At 74.1% G+C, this 19,323-nt stretch carries 15 protein-coding genes, 2 rRNA genes and 1 pseudogene; 4 read left to right on the forward strand and 14 right to left on the reverse strand.

The genetic code is table 11. The features are described from left to right. Positions 1–51 precede the first annotated feature (51 nt). Entirely contained in the window at positions 52–1,689 is a 1,638-nt protein-coding gene (locus ACIBEC_RS31095; protein ID WP_360500477.1) for a CTP synthase, read from the reverse strand. Between the two features lie 761 nt (positions 1,690–2,450). Between ACIBEC_RS31095 and ACIBEC_RS31100 the strand changes: the two genes are divergently transcribed. Then, positions 2,451–4,478: a glycoside hydrolase family 15 protein gene (locus ACIBEC_RS31100; protein ID WP_360500474.1), complete on the forward strand. Its 2,028-nt coding sequence runs from the start codon at positions 2,451–2,453 to the stop codon at positions 4,476–4,478. 51 nt (positions 4,479–4,529) lie between these two features. Here ACIBEC_RS31100 and ACIBEC_RS31105 read toward each other — a convergent pair whose 3' ends face one another. From ACIBEC_RS31105 to ACIBEC_RS31115, 3 genes are all read right to left on the reverse strand, one after another. After that, positions 4,530–5,696 carry a glycosyltransferase family 4 protein gene (locus ACIBEC_RS31105; protein WP_360500471.1) on the reverse strand — a complete coding sequence of 389 codons (1,167 nt, stop codon included), beginning with the start codon at positions 5,694–5,696 and terminating at the stop codon, positions 4,530–4,532. Positions 5,697–5,875: 179 nt separating this feature from the next. Beyond that, positions 5,876–7,609, reverse strand: coding sequence for a DNA repair protein RecN (recN, locus tag ACIBEC_RS31110; protein WP_360500724.1), 1,734 nt, complete (start codon positions 7,607–7,609; stop codon positions 5,876–5,878). A gap of 88 nt (positions 7,610–7,697) precedes the next feature. Further along, complete coding sequence (locus ACIBEC_RS31115; protein WP_396289401.1) at positions 7,698–8,390, reverse strand: YitT family protein; 693 nt, start codon at positions 8,388–8,390, stop codon at positions 7,698–7,700. 129 nt (positions 8,391–8,519) lie between these two features. Here ACIBEC_RS31115 and ACIBEC_RS31120 point away from each other — a divergent pair, with 129 nt between their 5' ends. Beyond that, the gene (locus tag ACIBEC_RS31120; RefSeq protein ID WP_360500469.1) at positions 8,520–10,019 is read left to right on the forward strand and encodes a PLP-dependent aminotransferase family protein; all 1,500 of its coding nucleotides are present in this window, start codon (positions 8,520–8,522) and stop codon (positions 10,017–10,019) included. 48 nt (positions 10,020–10,067) lie between these two features. On the opposite strand, the gene ACIBEC_RS31125 is transcribed toward ACIBEC_RS31120, so the two are convergent. The 4 genes from ACIBEC_RS31125 to ACIBEC_RS31140 form a co-directional block, all read right to left on the reverse strand. Further along, positions 10,068–10,973 carry an NAD kinase gene (locus ACIBEC_RS31125; protein ID WP_360500466.1) on the reverse strand — a complete coding sequence of 302 codons (906 nt, stop codon included), beginning with the start codon at positions 10,971–10,973 and terminating at the stop codon, positions 10,068–10,070. Between the two features lie 90 nt (positions 10,974–11,063). Continuing rightward, on the reverse strand, positions 11,064–11,870 hold the full coding sequence (locus ACIBEC_RS31130; RefSeq protein ID WP_360500719.1) for a TlyA family RNA methyltransferase: 807 nt from the start codon (positions 11,868–11,870) through the stop codon (positions 11,064–11,066). 35 nt (positions 11,871–11,905) lie between these two features. Further along, complete coding sequence (locus ACIBEC_RS31135; protein WP_360500463.1) at positions 11,906–12,130, reverse strand: hypothetical protein; 225 nt, start codon at positions 12,128–12,130, stop codon at positions 11,906–11,908. Continuing rightward, positions 12,114–12,953 carry a hypothetical protein gene (locus ACIBEC_RS31140; RefSeq protein ID WP_360500461.1) on the reverse strand — a complete coding sequence of 280 codons (840 nt, stop codon included), beginning with the start codon at positions 12,951–12,953 and terminating at the stop codon, positions 12,114–12,116. The genes ACIBEC_RS31135 and ACIBEC_RS31140 overlap by 17 nt, the downstream gene beginning before the upstream one ends. A 178-nt stretch (positions 12,954–13,131) precedes the next feature. Between ACIBEC_RS31140 and ACIBEC_RS31145 the strand changes: the two genes are divergently transcribed. Further along, entirely contained in the window at positions 13,132–13,479 is a 348-nt protein-coding gene (locus tag ACIBEC_RS31145) for an SCP2 sterol-binding domain-containing protein (protein ID WP_360500458.1), read from the forward strand. A 106-nt stretch (positions 13,480–13,585) separates the two neighbouring features. Here ACIBEC_RS31145 and ACIBEC_RS31150 read toward each other — a convergent pair whose 3' ends face one another. After that, positions 13,586–14,623, reverse strand: coding sequence for an HAD-IIA family hydrolase (locus ACIBEC_RS31150; protein ID WP_360500455.1), 1,038 nt, complete (start codon positions 14,621–14,623; stop codon positions 13,586–13,588). A gap of 129 nt (positions 14,624–14,752) precedes the next feature. Beyond that, positions 14,753–15,370: a tetratricopeptide repeat protein gene (locus ACIBEC_RS31155; protein ID WP_360500453.1), complete on the reverse strand. Its 618-nt coding sequence runs from the start codon at positions 15,368–15,370 to the stop codon at positions 14,753–14,755. Between the two features lie 92 nt (positions 15,371–15,462). Between ACIBEC_RS31155 and ACIBEC_RS31160 the strand changes: the two genes are divergently transcribed. Next, the gene (locus ACIBEC_RS31160) at positions 15,463–16,833 is read left to right on the forward strand and encodes a DUF1015 domain-containing protein (RefSeq protein WP_360500450.1); all 1,371 of its coding nucleotides are present in this window, start codon (positions 15,463–15,465) and stop codon (positions 16,831–16,833) included. Between the two features lie 108 nt (positions 16,834–16,941). Here the strand turns inward: ACIBEC_RS31160 and ACIBEC_RS31165 are convergent, their stop codons facing one another. The 4 genes and pseudogenes from ACIBEC_RS31165 to ACIBEC_RS31180 all read right to left on the reverse strand — a co-directional run. After that, positions 16,942–17,880, reverse strand: a complete 939-nt coding sequence (locus tag ACIBEC_RS31165) for a hypothetical protein (RefSeq protein WP_396289409.1) — start codon at positions 17,878–17,880, stop codon at positions 16,942–16,944. 21 nt (positions 17,881–17,901) lie between these two features. Continuing rightward, positions 17,902–18,687 (reverse strand): annotated as a pseudogene (locus tag ACIBEC_RS31170) (hypothetical protein); the annotation flags it as partial. 318 nt (positions 18,688–19,005) lie between these two features. Continuing rightward, positions 19,006–19,122: ribosomal RNA gene (gene rrf / locus ACIBEC_RS31175) — 5S ribosomal RNA — on the reverse strand. A gap of 108 nt (positions 19,123–19,230) precedes the next feature. Next, positions 19,231–19,323, reverse strand: a 23S ribosomal RNA gene (locus ACIBEC_RS31180); the annotation flags it as partial.

Genomic DNA, 19,323 nt, shown 5'->3' on the forward strand with positions numbered 1-19,323 from the left:
GGAATCGCGGGGCCGCCGTCCGGTGAACGACCGAGGCCGAGGAGGGGAAGACTACGCGGAGGCCGCGGTCTTGATCTCGATGGCGGCCTTGACCAGGCCCGCGAACAGCGGGTGCGGGCGGGTCGGGCGGGACTTCAGCTCCGGGTGGGCCTGGGTGGCCACCAGGTAGGGGTGCACCTCGCGCGGGTACTCGACGTACTCGACCAGGTCGCCCTTGGGCGAGAGGCCGGAGAACATCAGGCCGGTCTTCTCCAGATCCGCGCGGTAGGCGTTGTTGACCTCGTAGCGGTGGCGGTGGCGCTCCTCGACGTACTGCTCGCCGCCGTAGACCTCACGGACGATCGAGCCCTCGGCGAGCTTGGCCGGGTAGAGGCCCAGGCGCATGGTGCCGCCCAGGTCGCCCTTGCCGTCGACGATGGCCAGCTGCTCGGCCATGGTGGAGACGACCGGGTGCTTGGCGGCGGCGTCGAACTCGGTGGAGTTGGCCTCCGGCAGGTCGGCCAGGTTGCGGGCCGCCTCGATGACCACGCACTGCAGGCCCAGGCACAGGCCCAGCAGCGGGACCTTGTTCTCGCGGGCGAAGGTGATGGCGCCGACCTTGCCGTTGACACCGCGGTCGCCGAAGCCGCCGGGGATGCAGATCGCGTCCACGTCGCCGAGCTGCTCGCGGGCGCCCTCGGGCGTCTCGCAGTCGTCCGAGGTGACCCACTTGATCTCGACGCGGGCGTTGTTGGCGAAGCCGCCGGCGCGCAGCGCCTCGGTCACCGACAGGTAGGCGTCGGGCAGGTCGATGTACTTGCCGACCAGGGCGACCTTGACGATGTGCTGCGGCTCGTGGACGCGGCGCAGCAGGTCGTCCCAGGTGGTCCAGTCCACGTCGCGGAACGGCAGGTCGAGGCGGCGCACCACGTAGGCGTCCAGGCCCTCGCCGTGCAGCACCTTGGGGATGTCGTAGATCGACTTGGCGTCGATGGCCGCGACCACGGCCTCCTCGTCCACGTCGCACATCAGCGAGATCTTGCGCTTGATGGCCTGCGGGACCTCGCGGTCGGCGCGCAGCACGATGGCGTCCGGCTGGATGCCGATGTTGCGCAGCGCGGCGACGGAGTGCTGGGTGGGCTTGGTCTTCAGCTCGCCCGAGGGGCCGATGTACGGCAGCAGGGAGACGTGCACGAAGAACACGTTGTCCCGGCCGACCTCGTGGCGGACCTGGCGGACGGCCTCCAGGAACGGCAGCGACTCGATGTCGCCGACGGTGCCGCCGACCTCGGTGATCACGACGTCGACGTCCTCGGTCGCCATCCGGCGGATCCGGGACTTGATCTCGTTGGTGATGTGCGGGATGACCTGGACGGTGTCGCCCAGGTACTCGCCGCGGCGCTCCTTGGCGATGACGGTCGAGTACACCTGGCCGGTGGTGACGTTCGCCGAGCCGTGCAGGTTGGTGTCCAGGAACCGCTCGTAGTGGCCGATGTCCAGGTCGGTCTCGGCGCCGTCGTCGGTGACGAACACCTCACCGTGCTGGAACGGGTTCATGGTGCCCGGGTCCACGTTCAGGTACGGGTCGAGCTTCTGCATCGTGACGCGCAGGCCGCGGGCCTTGAGCAGCGCTCCGAGGCTGGAGGCGGTGAGCCCCTTGCCGAGCGAAGAGGCGACACCCCCGGTGACGAAGAGGTGCTTGGTCGTCACGGCTCGGCCGTTCGCTGCCTTGCCGGAATGGGGCTGTGCCAAGAGGGGGCTCCCGTGGGTCGCGTGTCGAAGGTGACGTGGGCGGGAGGCTCGGGGTTCGCCGGGCGACGGAGCCGGGTGCGGTGCACCGCGCTCGAAGGGTCGCCGGTTCGGCTGGTCCGGGGCGTTTTGATCCCGCCGGTCCACGGGATACCAGGGTAACAGTGACCCGACCGGGACGCCGTCCGGCCCGCGCGCGCCACTCCGGAGGCGCACGCCGGGCGCACCACCAGCGCATCATCCGCCGCATGCGTCACACCGGTCGCACAACCTACCGGACCGGGCCAGGCCGCGGCTTCCGTCCGGGTCATGGCGGCTCCTCCGTAAAGGCCACCCGGAGGTGATCCTTCCGGACCATCCTGCGCCACGCCCCCGCGATGCACGGCATTTCCGCCGAATTGCGGCGCCACATCGGGCTGCGCCCGCGTGCTTCGCCCCTTTCGTCCGTCGTAAGCTGCTCGGACGCATCGCCGACAGCACGAGCACGCGGAGGGCGTGGGAGCGTCAGGACACTCCCGGTCCCCGATGCGCGACCGGACCTCCCCGTAATTTCAGCTCATCCCCACCCACCCAGGGGCTCGAAGAGCCCCGCGCGGACACTCCAGCAAGGCCTGCCACCACCCCCGGCAGGCCGGACGTCCCGGGGTGGACCCCCGGCCCCGCAGACCGCTCGCTCTCTCCGCTCGCCGATGCCCTGACCACATTGCGAACTGGAGATCCACGTGGCCGGCCGTATCGAGGACTACGCACTCATCGGGGACATGCAGACCGCTGCCCTGGTCAGCAGGGACGGCGCGGTGGACTGGCTCTGCCTGCCCCGCTTCGACTCGCCGGCCGTGTTCGCCGGCCTGCTCGGCACCGATGAACACGGCTTCTGGCGGATCGGGCCCGCCGAAGCCGTCCTGACCGAGGTCCCCGCCCCCGCCGCCACGGCCCCCACTGCCACGGCCCCCACCGGCGCGGCCCCCACCGGCGCGAGCCGGCTCCGCGTCGCCGACACCGCCGACCTGCGCGTGCCCCCGCCCACCGCCTCCGCCCCCGCCGTGCCCGCGGACCGCCGCCGATACCGGGGCGACTCGCTGATCCTCGAGCAGGAGTGGGACACCCAGGGCGGCACCGTCCGGGTAATCGACTTCATGCCGCCGCGCCCGCTGGCCGGCCGCGACGCCGTCCCCCAGGTGATCCGGATCGTCGAGGGCGTGGTCGGCACCGTCCGGATGCGCTCTGCGGTGCGGATGCGCTTCTCGTACGGCCGCATCGTGCCCTGGGTGCACCGGGTCGAGCAGGCCGACGGCAACCACCGCACCGTCGCCGTCGCCGGGCCCGACTCGGTCTGGCTGGACGGCGCGGCCGACACCTACGGCCGCAACCTCACCACCTACGCCGACTTCACCGTCACCGCCGGTGAGCGGATCGCCTTCGCCCTCACCTGGCAGGCCTCCCACCTGGAGGCGCCCACGGCCCCGGACGCCGAGGAGATGCTCGACGCCACCGCCGACTTCTGGCACGAGTGGGCCGACCAGTGCACCTACCAGGGCCCCTACCGCGAGGCCGTGATCCGCTCCCTGATCACCCTCAAGGGCCTCACCTACGCCCCCACCGGCGGCATCGTCGCCGCCCCCACCACCTCGCTGCCCGAGGACATCGGCGGCGAGCGCAACTGGGACTACCGCTACACCTGGCTGCGCGACGCCGCGATCACGCTCTCCTCCCTGCTGCGCACCGGCTACCGCGAGGAGGCCAAGGCCTGGCGCGAGTGGCTGCTGCGCGCCGTCGCGGGCGACCCGGAGAACCTGCAGATCATGTACGGCATCGCGGGCGAGCGCGAGCTCACCGAGTCCTCGCTGGACTGGCTGCCCGGCTACGAGGGCTCGCAGCCCGTCCGGGTCGGCAACGGCGCCGCCGGACAGCTCCAGCTCGACGTCTACGGCGAGGTCGTGGAGGCCCTTCACCTGGCCCACATGACCGGCCTGGTCCGCAACGACCACGCCCACCACCTGCAGCTGCGCCTCATCGACTACCTGGAGGAGCACTGGCAGGAGCCGGACGAGGGCATCTGGGAGGTCCGCGGCCCGCGCCGGCACTTCGTCCACTCCAAGGTGATGGCCTGGGTCGCCGTCGACCGCACCATCAAGCTGCTGGAGCAGACCCCCGAGGACGCCCCCGCCGACGGCCACCTGGAGCGCTGGCGCGAGCTGCGCGACACCATCCACCGGGACGTCTGCGACAAGGGCTACGACCCGGAGCGCAACACCTTCACCCAGTACTACGGCGGCAGGGAGCTGGACGCCTCGCTGCTGCTCATCCCCCAGGTCGGCTTCCTGCCGCCGGACGACAAGCGGGTGATCGGCACCATCGAGGCGATCCAGCGCGAACTGTCCACCGAGGACGGCTTCGTGCTGCGCTACCCCACCCACGACGAGAGCGGCAACAACGTGGACGGCCTGTCCGGCCACGAGGGCGCCTTCCTGGCCTGCTCGTTCTGGCTGGCCGACGACCTCGCCATGATCGGCCGGGTGCAGGAGGCCCGTGACCTGTTCGACCGGCTGCTCTCGCTGCGCAACGACATCGGCCTGCTCGCCGAGGAGTGGGACCCGCGGCTCAAGCGCCAGGTCGGCAACTTCCCGCAGGCCTTCAGCCACGTCCCGCTGATCGACACCGCCCTGCGGCTGACCGCCTGCGGCGCCGCCTACCTGTCCGCCCAGCCGGACGGCCTGGCCGCCGACCGGGTCGAGCAGGCGACGGTCTGACGGTGTGGGGGCCTGTCCTCCCGAGGACAGGCCCCACCCGCCCTAGCCGCCCTAGCCGCGCTGGACCAGCTCGTCGTACGTGCTGAGCACCTGGGCGACAGTGGCCGCCTCGTCCGGCCAGGTCTCGGCCTGCTGCCGGCCGGCCGCCACCAGCCGCTCGCGGCGGACCGGGTCGGACAGCAGCCCGCGCACCTCGCCGCCGAGCGCGGCCGGGTCGCCGGAGGGCACCAGCACGGCGGCGTCGCCGACCAGTTCGGGGATGCCGCCGACGGCGGTGGCGACCACCGGCACGCCGGCCCGCATCGCCTCCTGCACCACCAGCGAGCGGGCCTCCCAGCGGCTGGGGACTACCACCACGTCGGCGGCGGCCAGCAGGTCGGGCACGTCGGTGCGGTAGCCGAGCAGCCGCACCGGCAGCTTCTCGGCTGCCACCCGCTCGCGCAGCGCGCCCGCCTCCGGGCCGTCCCCGGCGAGCAGCACCAGCGGCTCCGGGTCCAGGGCGGACAGCTCCCGGGTGGCGTCCAGCAGCAGCCCGAAAGCCTTCTGCGGGACGAGCCGGCCCACCGCCAGCACCAGCGGGCGGTCCGGGCCCGCACCGAGCAGCGCGGCCCGCGCCTCGGCCCGGCCGAGCCGGCCCTCGGGCATCGGCGGGGCGGCCACCGGACCCAGCCGGGCGTCGGTGGCGCCCAGTTCGCGGGCCCGGGCGACCAGGTCGGAGGAGGCGCCGAGGACCAGGTCGGCGGCGCGCGCGACCCGGCGTTCCATCAGCCGCTGCAGGCGGCGCTCCATGCCGGTGGCCAGCAGCGCGTGGTGCGAGGTGACCACCAGCGGGGTCTCCGGGCGCAGGCCCGGGAAGCGGCCTGCGGTGCGCAGCGCGAGGTCGGAGAGCAGCCCGGCGCGCAGCCCGTGGGCGTGCACCACGTCCGCGCCGGTGAAGGCCCGGCGCAGCTCGCCGATCGCGGTGGCGTCGCTACGGGCGCCCGCGGTGGGGGTGATGTCGACGGTGTGGAACCTGGCGCCCGTGCGGGAGAAGCCGAACAGGGCGTCCGTGCCGGCCGGCGCGCAGACCGTGACGATCACTCCGTGCGCGACCAGGCCCTGGGCCAGGGAGCGCACGTGCGCACCGATGCCGCCGGTGCTGGCGGCCAGGACGAGTACCACGTGCATCTGCCCCGGTTCCGGGGCGGCCGCGGTGGCCCGGGCGGCGGAATGGTCCACGTCGTCTCGCATCCGACTCGATCAGGTTCGCGCGCCGCTTCGCGAGGGTTGCCCGCCGGGCGGCGCTCGGGGCTGGGAAGCCAGTGTCCAGCGGCCACCATGCCAGGTCGGCGGCCCTCTTGGACAGTCGGCGCCACCCGGGGCGCGTCGCCGACGATCCGCGGGGCCGCCGCCGTCGGCTACCGGTGGCGCGGGGCCCGGGCGGCGGCCAGCAGCTCCTCGGCGTGGGCGCGGCCCAGCTCCGAGTCCTCCAGGCCGGCCAGCATCCTGGAGAGTTCGCGCACCCGCTCCTCGTCGTTCAGCACCTTGACACCGCTGCGGGTCACGGTGCCGTCGTTGGTCTTCTCCACCACCAGGTGCCGGTCCGCGAACGCGGCGACCTGCGGGAGGTGGGTGACGACCACGACCTGGGCGGACTCGGCCAGTTTGGCCAGCCGTCGGCCGATCTCGACCGCGGCCTTGCCGCCGACGCCCGCGTCCACCTCGTCGAACAGGTAGGTCGGGACGGGGTCGGCGCCCGCGAAGACCACCTCGACGGCGAGCATCACGCGGGACAGCTCACCGCCGGAGGCACCCTTGGCGATCGGCCGGGGCTGGGCGCCCGGGTGCGGGGCGAGCAGCACCTCGACCTCGTCCACGCCGTGCGGGCCGTACGCGACGGTGCGGCCGCCGACCTCGATCCCGCCCAGGTCGTCGACCTGGCTGAGCGAGAAGGTCACCCGGGCGTGCGGCATGGCCAGTTCGGCGAGTTCGGCGGACACGGCTTCGGCGAAGCGCCCGGCCGCGGCCTGCCGGGCGGCCGACACCTCGGCCGCGAGTTCGGCCAGCTCGGTCCGCAGCTCGGTCTCCCGGGCGCCGAGCTCGTCGATCCGGTCGTCGTCTCCGTCGAGTTCGGCGAGCCGGAGGGCGCCGGCCTCGGCCCAGGCGATCACCTCGGCGAGGGTGTTGTCCTCGCCGCCGTACTTGCGCAGCAGTTGGGACAGCACGGCCCGGCGGTCCTCGACGGCGGCCAGGCGCACCGGGTCGGCGTCCAGGTCGTCGGCGTAGCCGGCCAGGTCGCCGGCCACGTCGGCGAGCAGGTAGCCGACCTCGTTGAGCCGGTCGGCGAGGGCGGCCAGGCGCTCGTCGTGGTGGCGCACGGCGTCCAGGGCGCGGCGGGACTGCGCGAGCAGGGTGCCGGCGTCCAGGGCCTCCGGGTCGGCCGGGTCGCCGGCCAGCGCGGCGTGCGCAAGGGTCGCGGCGGAGGACAGCGCGTCGGCGTGACCGAGCCGCTCGGCCTCGGCCGCGAGCTCGACGTCCTCGTCGGCCACCGGCTCGGCGGCGGCGATCTCGTCCAGCCCGAAGCGCAGCAGGTCGGCCTCCTGGGCGCGCTCGCGGGCCCGGGTGGTCAGCTCCTCCAGGGTCGCCGAGACCTCGCGCAGAACGCGGTAGGTCTCCCGGTAGCGGGCCAGCGGCTCGGTCACCGCCCCGCCCGCGTACCGGTCCAGCGCGCCGCGCTGGCGGGCCGGGCGCAGCAGGCGCTGCTGGTCGGTCTGGCCGTGCACGGCGATCAGGTCCTCGCCGAGTTCGGCGAGCAGCCCGACCGGGACGGCCCGACCGCCGACGTACGCCCGGGAGCGGCCCTCGGCGGAGACGGTCCGGCTGATCAGCAGGGCTCCGTCGTCCAGTTCGGCCCCGGCCTCGACGGCGCGGGCCGCCACCGGGGAGTCGGCGGGCAGTTCCAGTCGGCCCTCGACGACGGCCCGTCCGGTGCCGTTGCGCACCAGGCCCGGGTCGGCTCGCCCGCCGAGCAGCAGGCCGAGGCTGGTGACGACCATGGTCTTGCCGGCGCCGGTCTCACCGGTCACGGCGGTGAAGCCGGGGGCGAGTTCGACCACCGCGTCGTCGATGACCCCTAGATCCCGTATCCGCATCTCGTCCAACACGGAGACGACCTTACGAGGTTCCGCCCCCGGCGCGCGACGAGCGGCAACGGCGGGCGGCAACTCCGTGCCCCGAAATTCACCCCTTCCGGGAGTTTCGCGCGGGCGTCGGCGCGGTGCACCAGGGCAGAAAGATCTGCACCAGCGGGCCGATGGCCAGCGCGTACGCGACGGTGCCGACCCCGGCGGTGCCGCCGAGCAGCAGGCCGGCGGCCAGAACGGTCAGCTCGATGCCGGTGCGGATCAGCCGCAGCGAGCGGCCGGTGCGCCGGTGCAGGCCGGTCATCAGACCGTCGCGCGGGCCGGGGCCGAGGCGGGCACCGATGTAGAGGCCGCTGGCCAGGCCGTTGAGCACGATCGCGGCGGCCGTCACGGCGATCCGGGCGGGCAGGGCCGCGAAGTCGTCGACGATCCGCAGCGTGAGGTCCATCGCCGCGCCGATCACCAGCACGTTGGCGACGGTGCCCAGCCCCGGACGCTGGCGCAGCGGTATCCACAGCAGCAGCACCAGGGCGCCGCAGATGGTCACCCAGGCACCGACCGAGAGGCCGACGCTGCGCTGCAGACCCTGGTGCAGGACGTCCCAGGGGTCGAGGCCGAGGCCGGAGCGGAGCATCAGCGCCATGCTCACGCCGTACAGGGCGAGGCCGGCGAACAGCTGCGGGATCCGGCGGCCCAGGCCGTGGGTGTCGCCGAGGACGCGGACCGCGAGGGAGGCCTTCCCGGTGGCGGGTACGGGCGCGGTCGGAACGGGTGTGGTCGTGCTGGCCAAGGGTGCTCCTGCGATGGTGCTGCACCTCCGGGCGGCCCGGTGGTGGCGGCCGGCACGGCCACTCTGCCATGATGACCGGGCCAAAACGACGCCCTCCAGGGCCAATCCAGAGCAAGTGGACTGATCTCCATGGCCGACTGGCACACCACCGTCACCCCGCCCGCGCTGGCCCGGCTGCTCGCCACCGCCCGGCTCCCCGAACCGGCCGCCGCCCGCCGCCCCGCCTACCGCACCCTCGCCGGGCAGATCCGGCTGCTGGTCACCGAGGGCCGGCTGCCGGTCGGCGCCCGCCTGCCCGCCGAACGCGAGCTGGCCACCGCCCTGGAACTGAGCCGCACCACCGTCGCCACCGCGTACGAGACGCTGCGCGGCGACGGCTACCTGCACAGCCGGCGCGGCGCGGGCAGCTGGACCGCCCTGCCCGAGGGCGCCCCGCCGCCCGGCGACGCCCTGCACCCCGTCCCGCCGGACGAGCAGGGCCGCACCCTGGACCTCGGCGTCGCCGCACCGCCCGCCCCGCAGCCCTGGCTCGGCGCCGCCGCCGCCCGGGCCGTCGAACAGCTGCCGTACTACGCCTCCGGGCACGGCCACTACCCCACCGGCGTCCCGGTGCTGCGCGAGGCCGTCGCCCGCCGCTACACCGAGCGCGGGCTGCCCACCACACCCGACCAGATCCTGATCACCACCGGCGCGATGGGCGGCCTGCACCTGGTCCAGCGGGCGCTGGTCGGCCGCGGCGACCGGGTCGCCGTCGAGGCCCCCAGCTACGCGCACACCCTGCAGGCCCTGCGGCTGTCCGGCGCCCGCCTGGTCCCGGTGCCGTACGCCTACCACCCCACGACGAGGTGGGACCTCCCGGAGTGGCAGCGGGTGCTGCGCGGCGCCGCCCCCAAGCTCGCCTACGTGATCCCGGACTTCCACAACCCGACCGGCGCGCTGATCGGCGAGGAGCAGCGCCGCGAGTTGCTGGCCGCCGCCCGGGCCGCCGGGAGCATCGTGCTGGTGGACGAGACCACCGCCGAACTCGGCTGGGGCGTACCGGAGTCCGAGCCGCTGCCGCGCCCGATGGCGGCGCTGGGCCGGTCCGCCCAGGTGGTCACCGTCGGCTCGGCCGGCAAGCTCCTCTGGGGCGGTCTGCGGATCGGCTGGGTCCGGGCCGCGCCCGCGCTGGTGCGCCGGCTGGCCGGCGAGCGGGTCTACAGCGACGTCGGCACCCCGGTGCTGGACCAGCTGATCGCCGCCGAGCTGCTGGGCGAACCCCTGGCCGCCGTCCGGGCGCACCAGCTGGACCGGCTGCGGGCCGCCGCACACGCCTTCGCCGCCGTGCTGCCCGAGCGACTGCCCGGCTGGACCTTCCCGATGCCGACCGGCGGGCTCGCGCTCTGGGTCTCCACCGGCGGCCTGTCCGGCGCGGCACTGGCGCAGGTCGGGGAACGCGACGGGGTGCGGATCGCCTCGGGCAGCCGCTTCGGCTCGGACGGCGCGTTCGAGCACCACATCCGGATCCCGCTCACCGTGCCCGCCGTGGCCGTTCCGGCCGCCGTCGAACGCCTCGCCGCGACGGCCGCCCGCGCGGCGGCCGGCGGTCGGCTCGGCTCGGCCGACGAGGCCCAGCCGCTGGCGGTCTGACGGACCGTCGACGGCCGGCCCTCCCGGTCCGTTGTAGTGCGGCTCGTCCTACTGGTGGTCCGCCCGGCCGCGCCAACCCGTCACGGGCAGCGCGAACTTGGCCACCAGCCGGTCGGTGAACGGCGCCCGGTGCAGTCTGGCCAGCCGCACCGGGGTCCGTCCCCGGCGGACCTCCACCCGCGCCCCGGCGGGCAGTTCGACCGAACGCCGCCCGTCGCACCAGAGCACGCCGTGCGGGGTCTTCGGCTGCACCTCGACGGCCAGCACCGACTCGGGCGAGGTCACCAGCGGCCGGGCGAACAGCGCGTGCGCCGAGATCGGCACCATCAGCAGCGCCTCGACCTCCGGCCACACCACCGGCCCGCCGCCGGAGAACGCGTACGCCGTGGAGCCGGTCGGCGTCGCGCACACCACGCCGTCGCAGCCGAAGTTGGAGACCGGGCGGCCGTCCACCTCGGTCACCACCTCCAGCATCCGCTCCCGGGACGCCTTCTCGATCGAGGCCTCGTTCAACGCCCAGTCCTCGTGCAGCACGTCGCCGTTGGTGCGGACGATGACGTCGATCGTCATCCGCTCCTCGACCTCGTAGTCGGCGTCGACCACCCGCTCGACCACCACGGCCAGGTCGTCCCGCTCGGCCTCGGCGAGGAAGCCCACCCGGCCCAGGTTGATCCCGAGCATCGGCAGCCCGTGCGAGCGCGCCAGCTCGGCCCCGCGCAGCAGCGTCCCGTCCCCGCCGGCCACCAGGATCAGCTCGCAGCCGTCCGCGGCCCCGGGGCCCTCGGCCACCTTCTCGACGCCGTCGGGCAGGTCCAGGTCGACCGCCTCGGCCTCCAGCAGTCTGATCCGGAGCCCGGCCTTCAGCAGCCCGTGCACCAGGCTCTCGACGCTGCGCAGCGCCGCCTCCCGGCCGGTGTGCGCGATCAGGAAGACCGTACGTTCTTCATCGCTCATGCCGCTGCCCTCTCCCTCACGCCTGCCGGGTCACCCTCGGCCCGGTGCGGCCCCCATACAGCATGACGGGCCGGACGTCCGCTGAGCACCCTATCGGGGCCCCTCCGCCACGGCCCGGTCCGCGTCCGCGGGGTCCAGCTGCGGGGCGTCCCGGCGCAGCCACAGGAAGTACTCCACGTTGCCGGACGGTCCCGGCAGGGGGCTCGCGGTGACGGCGCGCACGCCCAGCCCGAGCGCCCACGCCTGCCCGGCCACCTGGCGCACCATCTCGGCGCGCAGCTCCGGGCTGCGCACCACCCCGCCGCTGCCCAGTCGCTCCTTGCCGATCTCGAACTGCGGCTTGACCATCAGCACCAGGTCAGCGTCCTCGGCCGCGCAGGAGGCGAGGGCGGGGAGCACCAGGCCCAGCGAGATGAACGACAGGTCGCCCACCACGAGGTCCACCGGGATGCCGCCGATGAGGTCCGTGGTCAGCTCGCGCACATTGGTGCGGTCCATCACGGTGACCCGCTCGTCGCTCTGCAGCGACCAGGCGAGCTGCCCGTACCCGACGTCCACCGCCAGCACGCCGGCCGCCCCGGCGCGCAGCAGCACGTCGGTGAACCCGCCGGTGGAGGCGCCCGCGTCCAGCGCCCGGCGGCCCTCGACCACCAGACCCTGCGGCACGAAGGCGGCGAACGCCCCGGCGAGCTTGTGGCCACCGCGCGAGACGTAGTCGGGGTCGTTCTCGTCCTTGGCCACCACGACCGCCGCCGAGGTCTCCACCTGGGTGGCCGGCTTGGTCGCGGTGGTGCCGCCGACGGTCACCCGCCCGGCCGCGATCAGCTCGGACGCGTGCTCACGCGACCGGGCCAGCTTGCGGCGGACCAGCTCCGCGTCGAGTCGGCGTCGTGCCACTGCCACTGGTGTTCAGCTCCTACGGATCCCACGGGTCATTCCTGGTCGAGCGCGGCCAGCGTGTCGGCGAGCCGCTGGTGAACATCTTCGTACACCGCGACGTGCGCCTCGGCGGGGACCCCGTCCAAGGCCTCCAGCCGGGCCAGTCCGGCGTCCACCGCGGGATGGCCGGTGGGCAGCAGGTCGACGCCGAGCGGCTCCACCTGCTGGGCCTGCGCGCCCGCCTCGGCCGCTCCGGCCGGTTCACTCGTCTCGGGCATCGGGCTTCTTCGCGCTGGTGGCCTTGCGGACGGTGGTCTTCCTGGTCGCCGTGCGCTTCGCGGGCGCCTTGGACTGCGCGGCGGACTGCTCGGCGGTGGTGGTCTTCTTGACGGTCGTCGTCTTCCTGGCGGCGGTCCGCTTGGCGGCGGACTTCTCGGCCGCGCTCTCCTTGGCCGCGGCCTTCTTCGCGGCGGGCTTCTCGGCCGGAGCCGCCTTCTTCGCCGCCGTCTTCCGCGCGGCGGCCTTCCGCGGCGCCGCCTTCCGCTCCTGCTCCTGCTCCTGCGGCGGAGTCGGCGCGAGCAGCGCCACCGGCGGAACCGGCGGATCGACCTCGACCGGCTCGTCCACCTCCACCCGCTCGGCGACTATCGGCTCCCCCGCCGACCGGCCCGCCGACGGCTCGTCCTCGTACTCCCAGCCGCGTCCGAACAGGTCGTCCGCCCGCGGCGCAGGGACCGGCTCCTCGGCACCGTACGCACCCTCGCCGGGCGTCGCCGCCGGAACCTCCTCCTCCACCTCGCGCAGCTTGCTCTCCAGGTACGCCAGCACCACGCCGACCTTGGTGACCTGGTCACCGACCTTCTCGAAGACCTTCTCCGCCTCGTTGCGTGCCACCCCGACCGCCAGGTCCACCCCGGCCAGCCCGGCGGTGACCGCCTCCCCCGCCAAGGTCTGCAGCGTCTTCGCCGACGGCGGGAACTCCCCGCCCAGCCGGCGCTCGACCTCCGCGACGTCGACCCCCGCCTTCTCCAGGATCGAGGCCGCCGTCACGACGACCCGCTTGCCGACCTCCTCGACCACCTCGGCAGCGGTCTCCACCACTCCCCGAACCGTCCTCGGCAGCATCCGGGTGCCTCCCAATCGCCTACGCGCGTCGCTCCGTCGCCCTCGGTACCCGAGCCGTTCCGGGCACCCACTGACGACGCTACCGCCAAAACCCCGCTGAGGTACCGTGGCCCGCAGTCAGCACCGTAGCGACCGCGGGAGGGAGCCGCCGCCCATGGCGAACGCCGAGGAGTGCCGGGAGGCGCTGGAGCAGCTCAGCCGGAACATGGCGAAGTCCACCGGTGACGTCCGCAAGGCCGCGTCCCTCGACCGCTCGCTCAGCTGCCGGATCACCGACCTCGACCTGACCTTCACCGGGCGGCTGCGCGAGGGCCGGATCCAGGACGTGGTCACCACGCCCGGCCCGCCCGCCGGGAAGGCCGAGATCCGGCTCACCATGAGCAGCGACGACCTGGTCGCGCTGGTCGGCGGCCGGCTCAACTTCGCCTCCGCCTGGGCGAGCGGCCGGGTCCGGCTGGAGGCGGGCTTCCGCGACCTGCTGCGGCTGCGCACCCTGCTCTGAACCCGGCCTGCCCCGCCACGAAACCTCAGGAACGCAAAGCTCGGCGACGCAAAGCCCTCGGGGCCGTAAAGCCCTCCGGGACCCCGGGACTCGAAAGCCTCGGGGCTCAGAAGCCCAGCTCGGCCAGCGTCTTCCGTCCGTCCACCGGCTCGCCGCCCGCGTCCAGCGCCGTCCACGCCGCCGCGCACAGCGCCCGCAGGCCGTCCCAGCGGTCCCCGGACCCGGTCAGCCGCAGCGCGCCGCCCTCGACGCCGACGACCCAGCCTCCACACGCGAAGCCGCCGGCCTGGGCCGTCACCGCCGCGTGCGGGACCAGCAGTCCGCGCAGGTCGGCCGCCAGGTAGGTCGGCCGGTGCTCGACCGGAGCCGCCAGCAGCAGCTCGGGGGTGGTCACCCCGGTGAAGACCAGCAGACTGTCCACCCCGCCGTTGAACGCGCCCTCGATGTCGGTGGCCAGCCGGTCCCCGACCACCAGCGGCCGCTTCGCGCCGGTACGCAGCACGGTCTCCCGGTGCATCGGCGGCAGCGGCTTGCCCGCCACCTCCGGCTCCACCCCGGTCGCCGCCCGCACCGCCGCCACGAGCGTGCCGTTGCCCGGCGCGATCCCGCGCGCCCGCGGCACCGTCAGGTCCAGGTTGGACGCGACCCACGGCAGCCCGCTCTGCACCGCGTACGCGGCCTCCGCCAGGTCCGTCCACCCCACCGAGGGGTCGAAGCCCTGGACCACCGCGAGCGGCTGGTCAGCCAACGAGCGGACCGCGACCAGGCCCTGCTCGGCCAGCGCCTCGTCCAGCCCGAGACCGCCCACGACCAGTACCTTCGCCCCGGCCGGGACCTTCTCGGCGACCACCCGGGCGGCCGCCTGGGCCGAGTTGATCACGTCCCCCGGCTCGGCCGGCACGCCCAGCTCGGTCAGGTGCTCGGCCACCACGCGCGGCGGGCGGGAGGCGTTGTTGGTCACGTACGCGAGCCGCATCCCGGCCGTCCGGGCGGCGTCCAGCGCGGCCACCGCGTGCTCGATCGCGTGCGCGCCCGCGTAGACCACGCCGTCCAGGTCCAGCAGCGCCGTGTCGTAGGCCTCGGTCAGCGGCCGCTCGCTGCCGCCGGGGGCGGTCCGTCGCACGGGGGTGGCCGTCTCGGTCATGGCTGCGCTACCTCATTCACTACGTCGTCGGTCACGTCGTTCACCTCGGCGCCGCACCGCGCGGTGCGGCACTGCGCCCACCGGCCGGCCATCGGCCGGTCGGACGCCCATCGGTCGGGCGCGGGCCGGTCAGGCGCCGCCGTCGCCGCCTTCCGGCTCTCCCCCGACCGGGTCCGCGGCACCGGGCGGGGGCGCCAGGTACCCGGGTGCCCCCGGCAGCAGCGGGCCGTACGCGCCGGTCCGGGCCGCCAGCGTCGCCCGGGTCTGCCGCAGGGCCGCCCGGTAGTGGTCGGTCTCCGGCCGCATCGCCACGGCGAGCGCCAGGTGCTCGGCGGAGGTCTCGAAGTCGCCCAGCCGGGCCGCCGCGACCCCCCACCCGAACTGAGCGTAGTCGTCCGCCGGGTCGGCCAGCGCCACGGCCCGGAAGTTCTCCAGCGCCGCCGCGTACGAACCCGCGTCGAACTGGGCGCGGGCCAGCGCCTCCCGGATGCTGCGCGAGTGCGGCTCGGCCGCCACCGCCCGGGCCAGCAGCTGCTCGGCGGCCGCCGGATGCCCCTGCGCCAGCAGCCGCGCGCCCCGGCGGAACCAGTCGTATACGTCCCCGGTGGGCTCCCCGGAGCGGCTCTGCGACGGCACCCCGCCGACCGGCCCGCCACCCTCGGCCGGAGCGCCCCCGCCCGTGGCACCGACCGGCCCGCCCGACCCGGCAAGGCCGCTGCCGTCCACCCGTTCCTGCCCGTCGTCCATGCCGTACCTCGCCCTCGGTCGCACACCCGCCCCACCGCTCGGCGCGGGCATTCCGATCTCTCAACAACGCGTACCCGGTTACGATGCCCAGAATGAGCACACCCAGTGCAGAAGACGGAGTCGAGACTCCCGAGGGCGGCCCCGGCGATCCCGGGCACGTCGCCACCGCCGGCCTGTCCCTGTCCCCCTTCCGCGGCCTGCGCTACGTCCCCGACCGGGTCGGCGCCCTGGCCGCGGTGATGTCCCCGCCGTACGACGTCGTCGACCCGGGCCGTCGGCTCGACCTGGAGACCGGCGACCCGCACAACGTGGTCCGGCTGATCCTGCCCAGGCCCGAGCCCGAGGACGCCGGCGACCGGCCCGACCGCGACACCCGGTACCGGCACGCCGCGCGGCTGCTGGCCGCCTGGCAGCGCGAGGGGATCCTCGCCGCCGACCCGGATCCCGCGATCTACGTCTACGAGCAGCGGGTGCCCGCCACCGCCGACTCCCCCGAACTGCTCCAGCGCGGCCTGATCGGCGCCCTCGCGGTGAGCGGCCGCGAGGCCGGCGTCGTCCTCCCCCACGAGGACGTGATGCCCCGGCCGGTCGCCGACCGGGTCGGCCTGATGCGCACCACCCGGGCCAACCTCGAACCGCTGCTGCTCACCTACCGGGGTGACGGCGGCGCCTCCGGCGTGATCGAGCGGACGGTCGCGGGCGAGCCGCTGCTCTCCACCGCCACCAGCGACGGCACCCACCACCGCCTGTGGGCCGTCACCGACCCGGCCGACATCGCCGAGATCAGCCGCGACCTGGCCACCTGCCGAGCGCTGATCGCCGACGGCCACCACCGCTGGGAGATGTACCTGCGCCTCCAGCGCGAGCACCGCCACCTGCCGCGCAGCCCCTGGGACCGCGGCCTGGTGCTCCTGGTGGACACCGCCCGCTATCCGCTGCGGGTCCGCGCCATCCACCGCGTGCTCTACCGGCTGCCGGTGGCCGAGGCGCTGGAGAAGCTCGGCGACCAGTGGCAGGTCAAGGAGGTGCCCGGCCCGCTGCCGGCCGCGCTCCAGGCGCTCGCCGAACAGAAGCGGCACGGCGGCAACGGCTTCGTGCTGACCGGCGGCGACGGCGTCTACTGGCTGCTCGGCGAGCCCGATGAGGCCCTGCTGGACGCCACCGTGCCGCGCGACCGGCCCGAGGAGTGGCGCCACCTGGACGCCACCGTCCTGCACGCCACCCTGCTCGACCGCACGTGGCACGTCCCCGACGGCCCGGACGACATCGGCTACCTGCACACCGCCCTGGCCGCCGAGCAGGAGGCCGCCCGCACCGGCGGCACGGCCGTCCTGCTGCACCCCGTCCGGGAGAGCGTGGTGCGACGGCTGGCCGAACAGGGCGTCACCATGCCGCGCAAGTCCACCTCCTTCGGGCCGAAGCCGGCCACCGGACTGGTGCTGCGCAACCTCGCGCTGGGTTGACCTCGCGCCGGGCCGACGCCACGTCGGCGGCCCGGACGCCGTGAGGCCCTGCCGTTCCCGGATCTCCCGGGGAACGGCAGGGCCTCACGGCGTTGCCGGGGGGACAGCTCAGCCCTTGGCCTCGTCCTTGTCCTCGACCTCGGTGTCCTCGACCTTGACCGCCTCGGCCTTGACCGCCTCGGCCTCGGCGGCGCGGGCGCGCTCGGGCACCACGCCGTCGAACTCGTCGTCGATCTCGAGGTCGTCCTCGTCGTAGAACTCCTCGACGTCCTCCTCGTCCTCGAAGATCACGCGGTCGTCGGCAACCTCGCCGCCGCGCTTCTTCGCCGGGGCCTCGGCCTTCTCGGTCTCCTCCTCGGCCAGCTCCGGGTCGAGCGCGTCGGTGAACTCCACGCCGTCGATCTCGGCGAGCCGCTCCGCAGCGTTGGTGGTGCCGTCGGTGTCGGCCTCCGCCGCCTTGGCGAACCAGTCACGGGCCTCGTCGCCACGGCCTGCCGCGATCAGCGCCTCGGCGTAGGCGTACCGCAGGCGAGCGGTCCACGGCTGCACCGAGCTGGACGCCAGCTCCGGGCTCTGCAGGGTCACCACGGCGGCGTCGAACTGCTCCATGTCGCTGCGGGCACCGGCCGCCACCAGGCGCATCTCGACCTGGCCCGACTTGTCCAGCTGCTTCACCTCGGGCTCACCGGCCATCGCCAGCGCCCGCTCCGGACGGCCCAGACCGCGCTCGCAGTCGGCCATCACCGGCCACAGGTCCGCCCGGCCGGTCATCCGGCGGGCAGCGCGGAACTCGGTCAGCGCCTCGGAGTAGCGCTGCGTCATGTACGAGGCGAAACCGGCCGCTTCACGGACGGCGGGCACACGGGACGCCAAACGGAGCGCGACGCGCGAGTACTGGTAGGCCTCCTCCGCGTCGCCGTCGAGCAGACGGGCCACCATCACCAGGTTGCGGGCGACGTCGTCCGCAAGGGTCTTGGGCAGGCTCTTGAGCTCCTGACGCACGTCCGCGTCCAGCTCGAACCCGGTGACGTCCTCCGGGATCGGCAGGCGCCTGACGGGCTCGAAGTTGCCCCGGCGGTCGTCGTAGTCCCGACGGCCCCGGTCGTCGTGGCGGTCGTCGCCACCGCGGTAGCCGCCGGAGGGACGGTCGTCGCGACGGAAGCCGCCACGGTCCCCACCGCGGTCGTCGCGACGGAAACCGCCACGGTCACCGCCGGACGGGCGGTCGCCACGGTCACGGTTGAAGCCACCACCGGACGGGCGGTCGTCGCGACGGAAACCACCGCGGTCGCCACCGCGGTCATCACGGTTGAAGCCGCCACCGGAGGGCCGGTCGTCACGACGCGGACGGTCGTCACGGTCGCGGTTGAAACCGCTCGGCCGGTCGTCACGACGGAAACCGCCACCGGACGGGCGGTCATCGCGGCGGAAGCCACCGCCGGACGGGCGGTCGCCACGGTCACGGTTGAAGCCACCACCGGACGGGCGGTCGCCACGGTCACGGTTGAAACCGCCACCGGAGGGACGGTCGTCGCGACGGAAACCGCCACGGTCCCCACCGCGGTCGTCACGGTCGCGGTTGAAACCGCCACCGGACGGGCGGTCGTCACGACGGAAGCCACCGCCGGACGGACGGTCGCCACCGCGGTCATCGCGGTCACGGCCGTAACCACCGGACGGGCGGTCATCGCGGCGGAAGCCACCGCCGGAGGGACGGTCGCCACGGTCACGGTTGAAGCCACCACCGGACGGGCGGTCGCCACGGTCACGGTTGAAACCGCCACCGGACGGGCGGTCGTCACGACGGGGACGGTCGTCACGGTCATCGCGGCGGGAGCCGCCACGGTCGTTCGACCAGCCCCCACGGGACCGGGGCTCGTAGCCTCGGCCATCGTCCGATCGACGCTCGGGACGGTCCTGGGGCTGGTTCGACATCGTGGTGACTCCTTCTGCTGCTTCAGCTTCACCGCGCGGGCCGTGCGTGCAACTCCCGCTGCGCTCACGCGGTTTCGGCGCCGGCCTCCTGGCCCGCGCACCTTCTCCATTGTCCGACATGTCGGGACCCTCCGCGTCTGGGCGGAAGTCCTGTCCTGCCGGACTTGTTCACGTTCGTAAAACACAAAAAAGGCCGCGGCCCCAGCGAATCGCTGGGGCCGCGGCCTTTGAATAATTGTTCGGCGGCGTCCTACTCTCCCACAGGGTCCCCCCTGCAGTACCATCGGCGCTGTGAGGCTTAGCTTCCGGGTTCGGAATGTAACCGGGCGTTTCCCTCACGCTATGACCACCGAAACCCTATCGGGTATTCAGCGAAACACACTTTTCAATTGATAAGTGTTTCCTTGTTCGCCGGCGATAGCTGTTCGCTACCCGGGAACCACACAGTGAACGCGAGCGTCTGAGGACAAGCCCTCGGCCTATTAGTACCGGTCAACTCCACCCCTCACAGGGCTTCCATATCCGGCCTATCAACCCAGTCGTCTACTGGGAGCC

Origin of the sequence: Kitasatospora sp. NPDC051164 (genome assembly GCF_044455625.1) — a bacterium.
Classification (GTDB): Bacteria; Actinomycetota; Actinomycetes; order Streptomycetales; family Streptomycetaceae; genus Kitasatospora.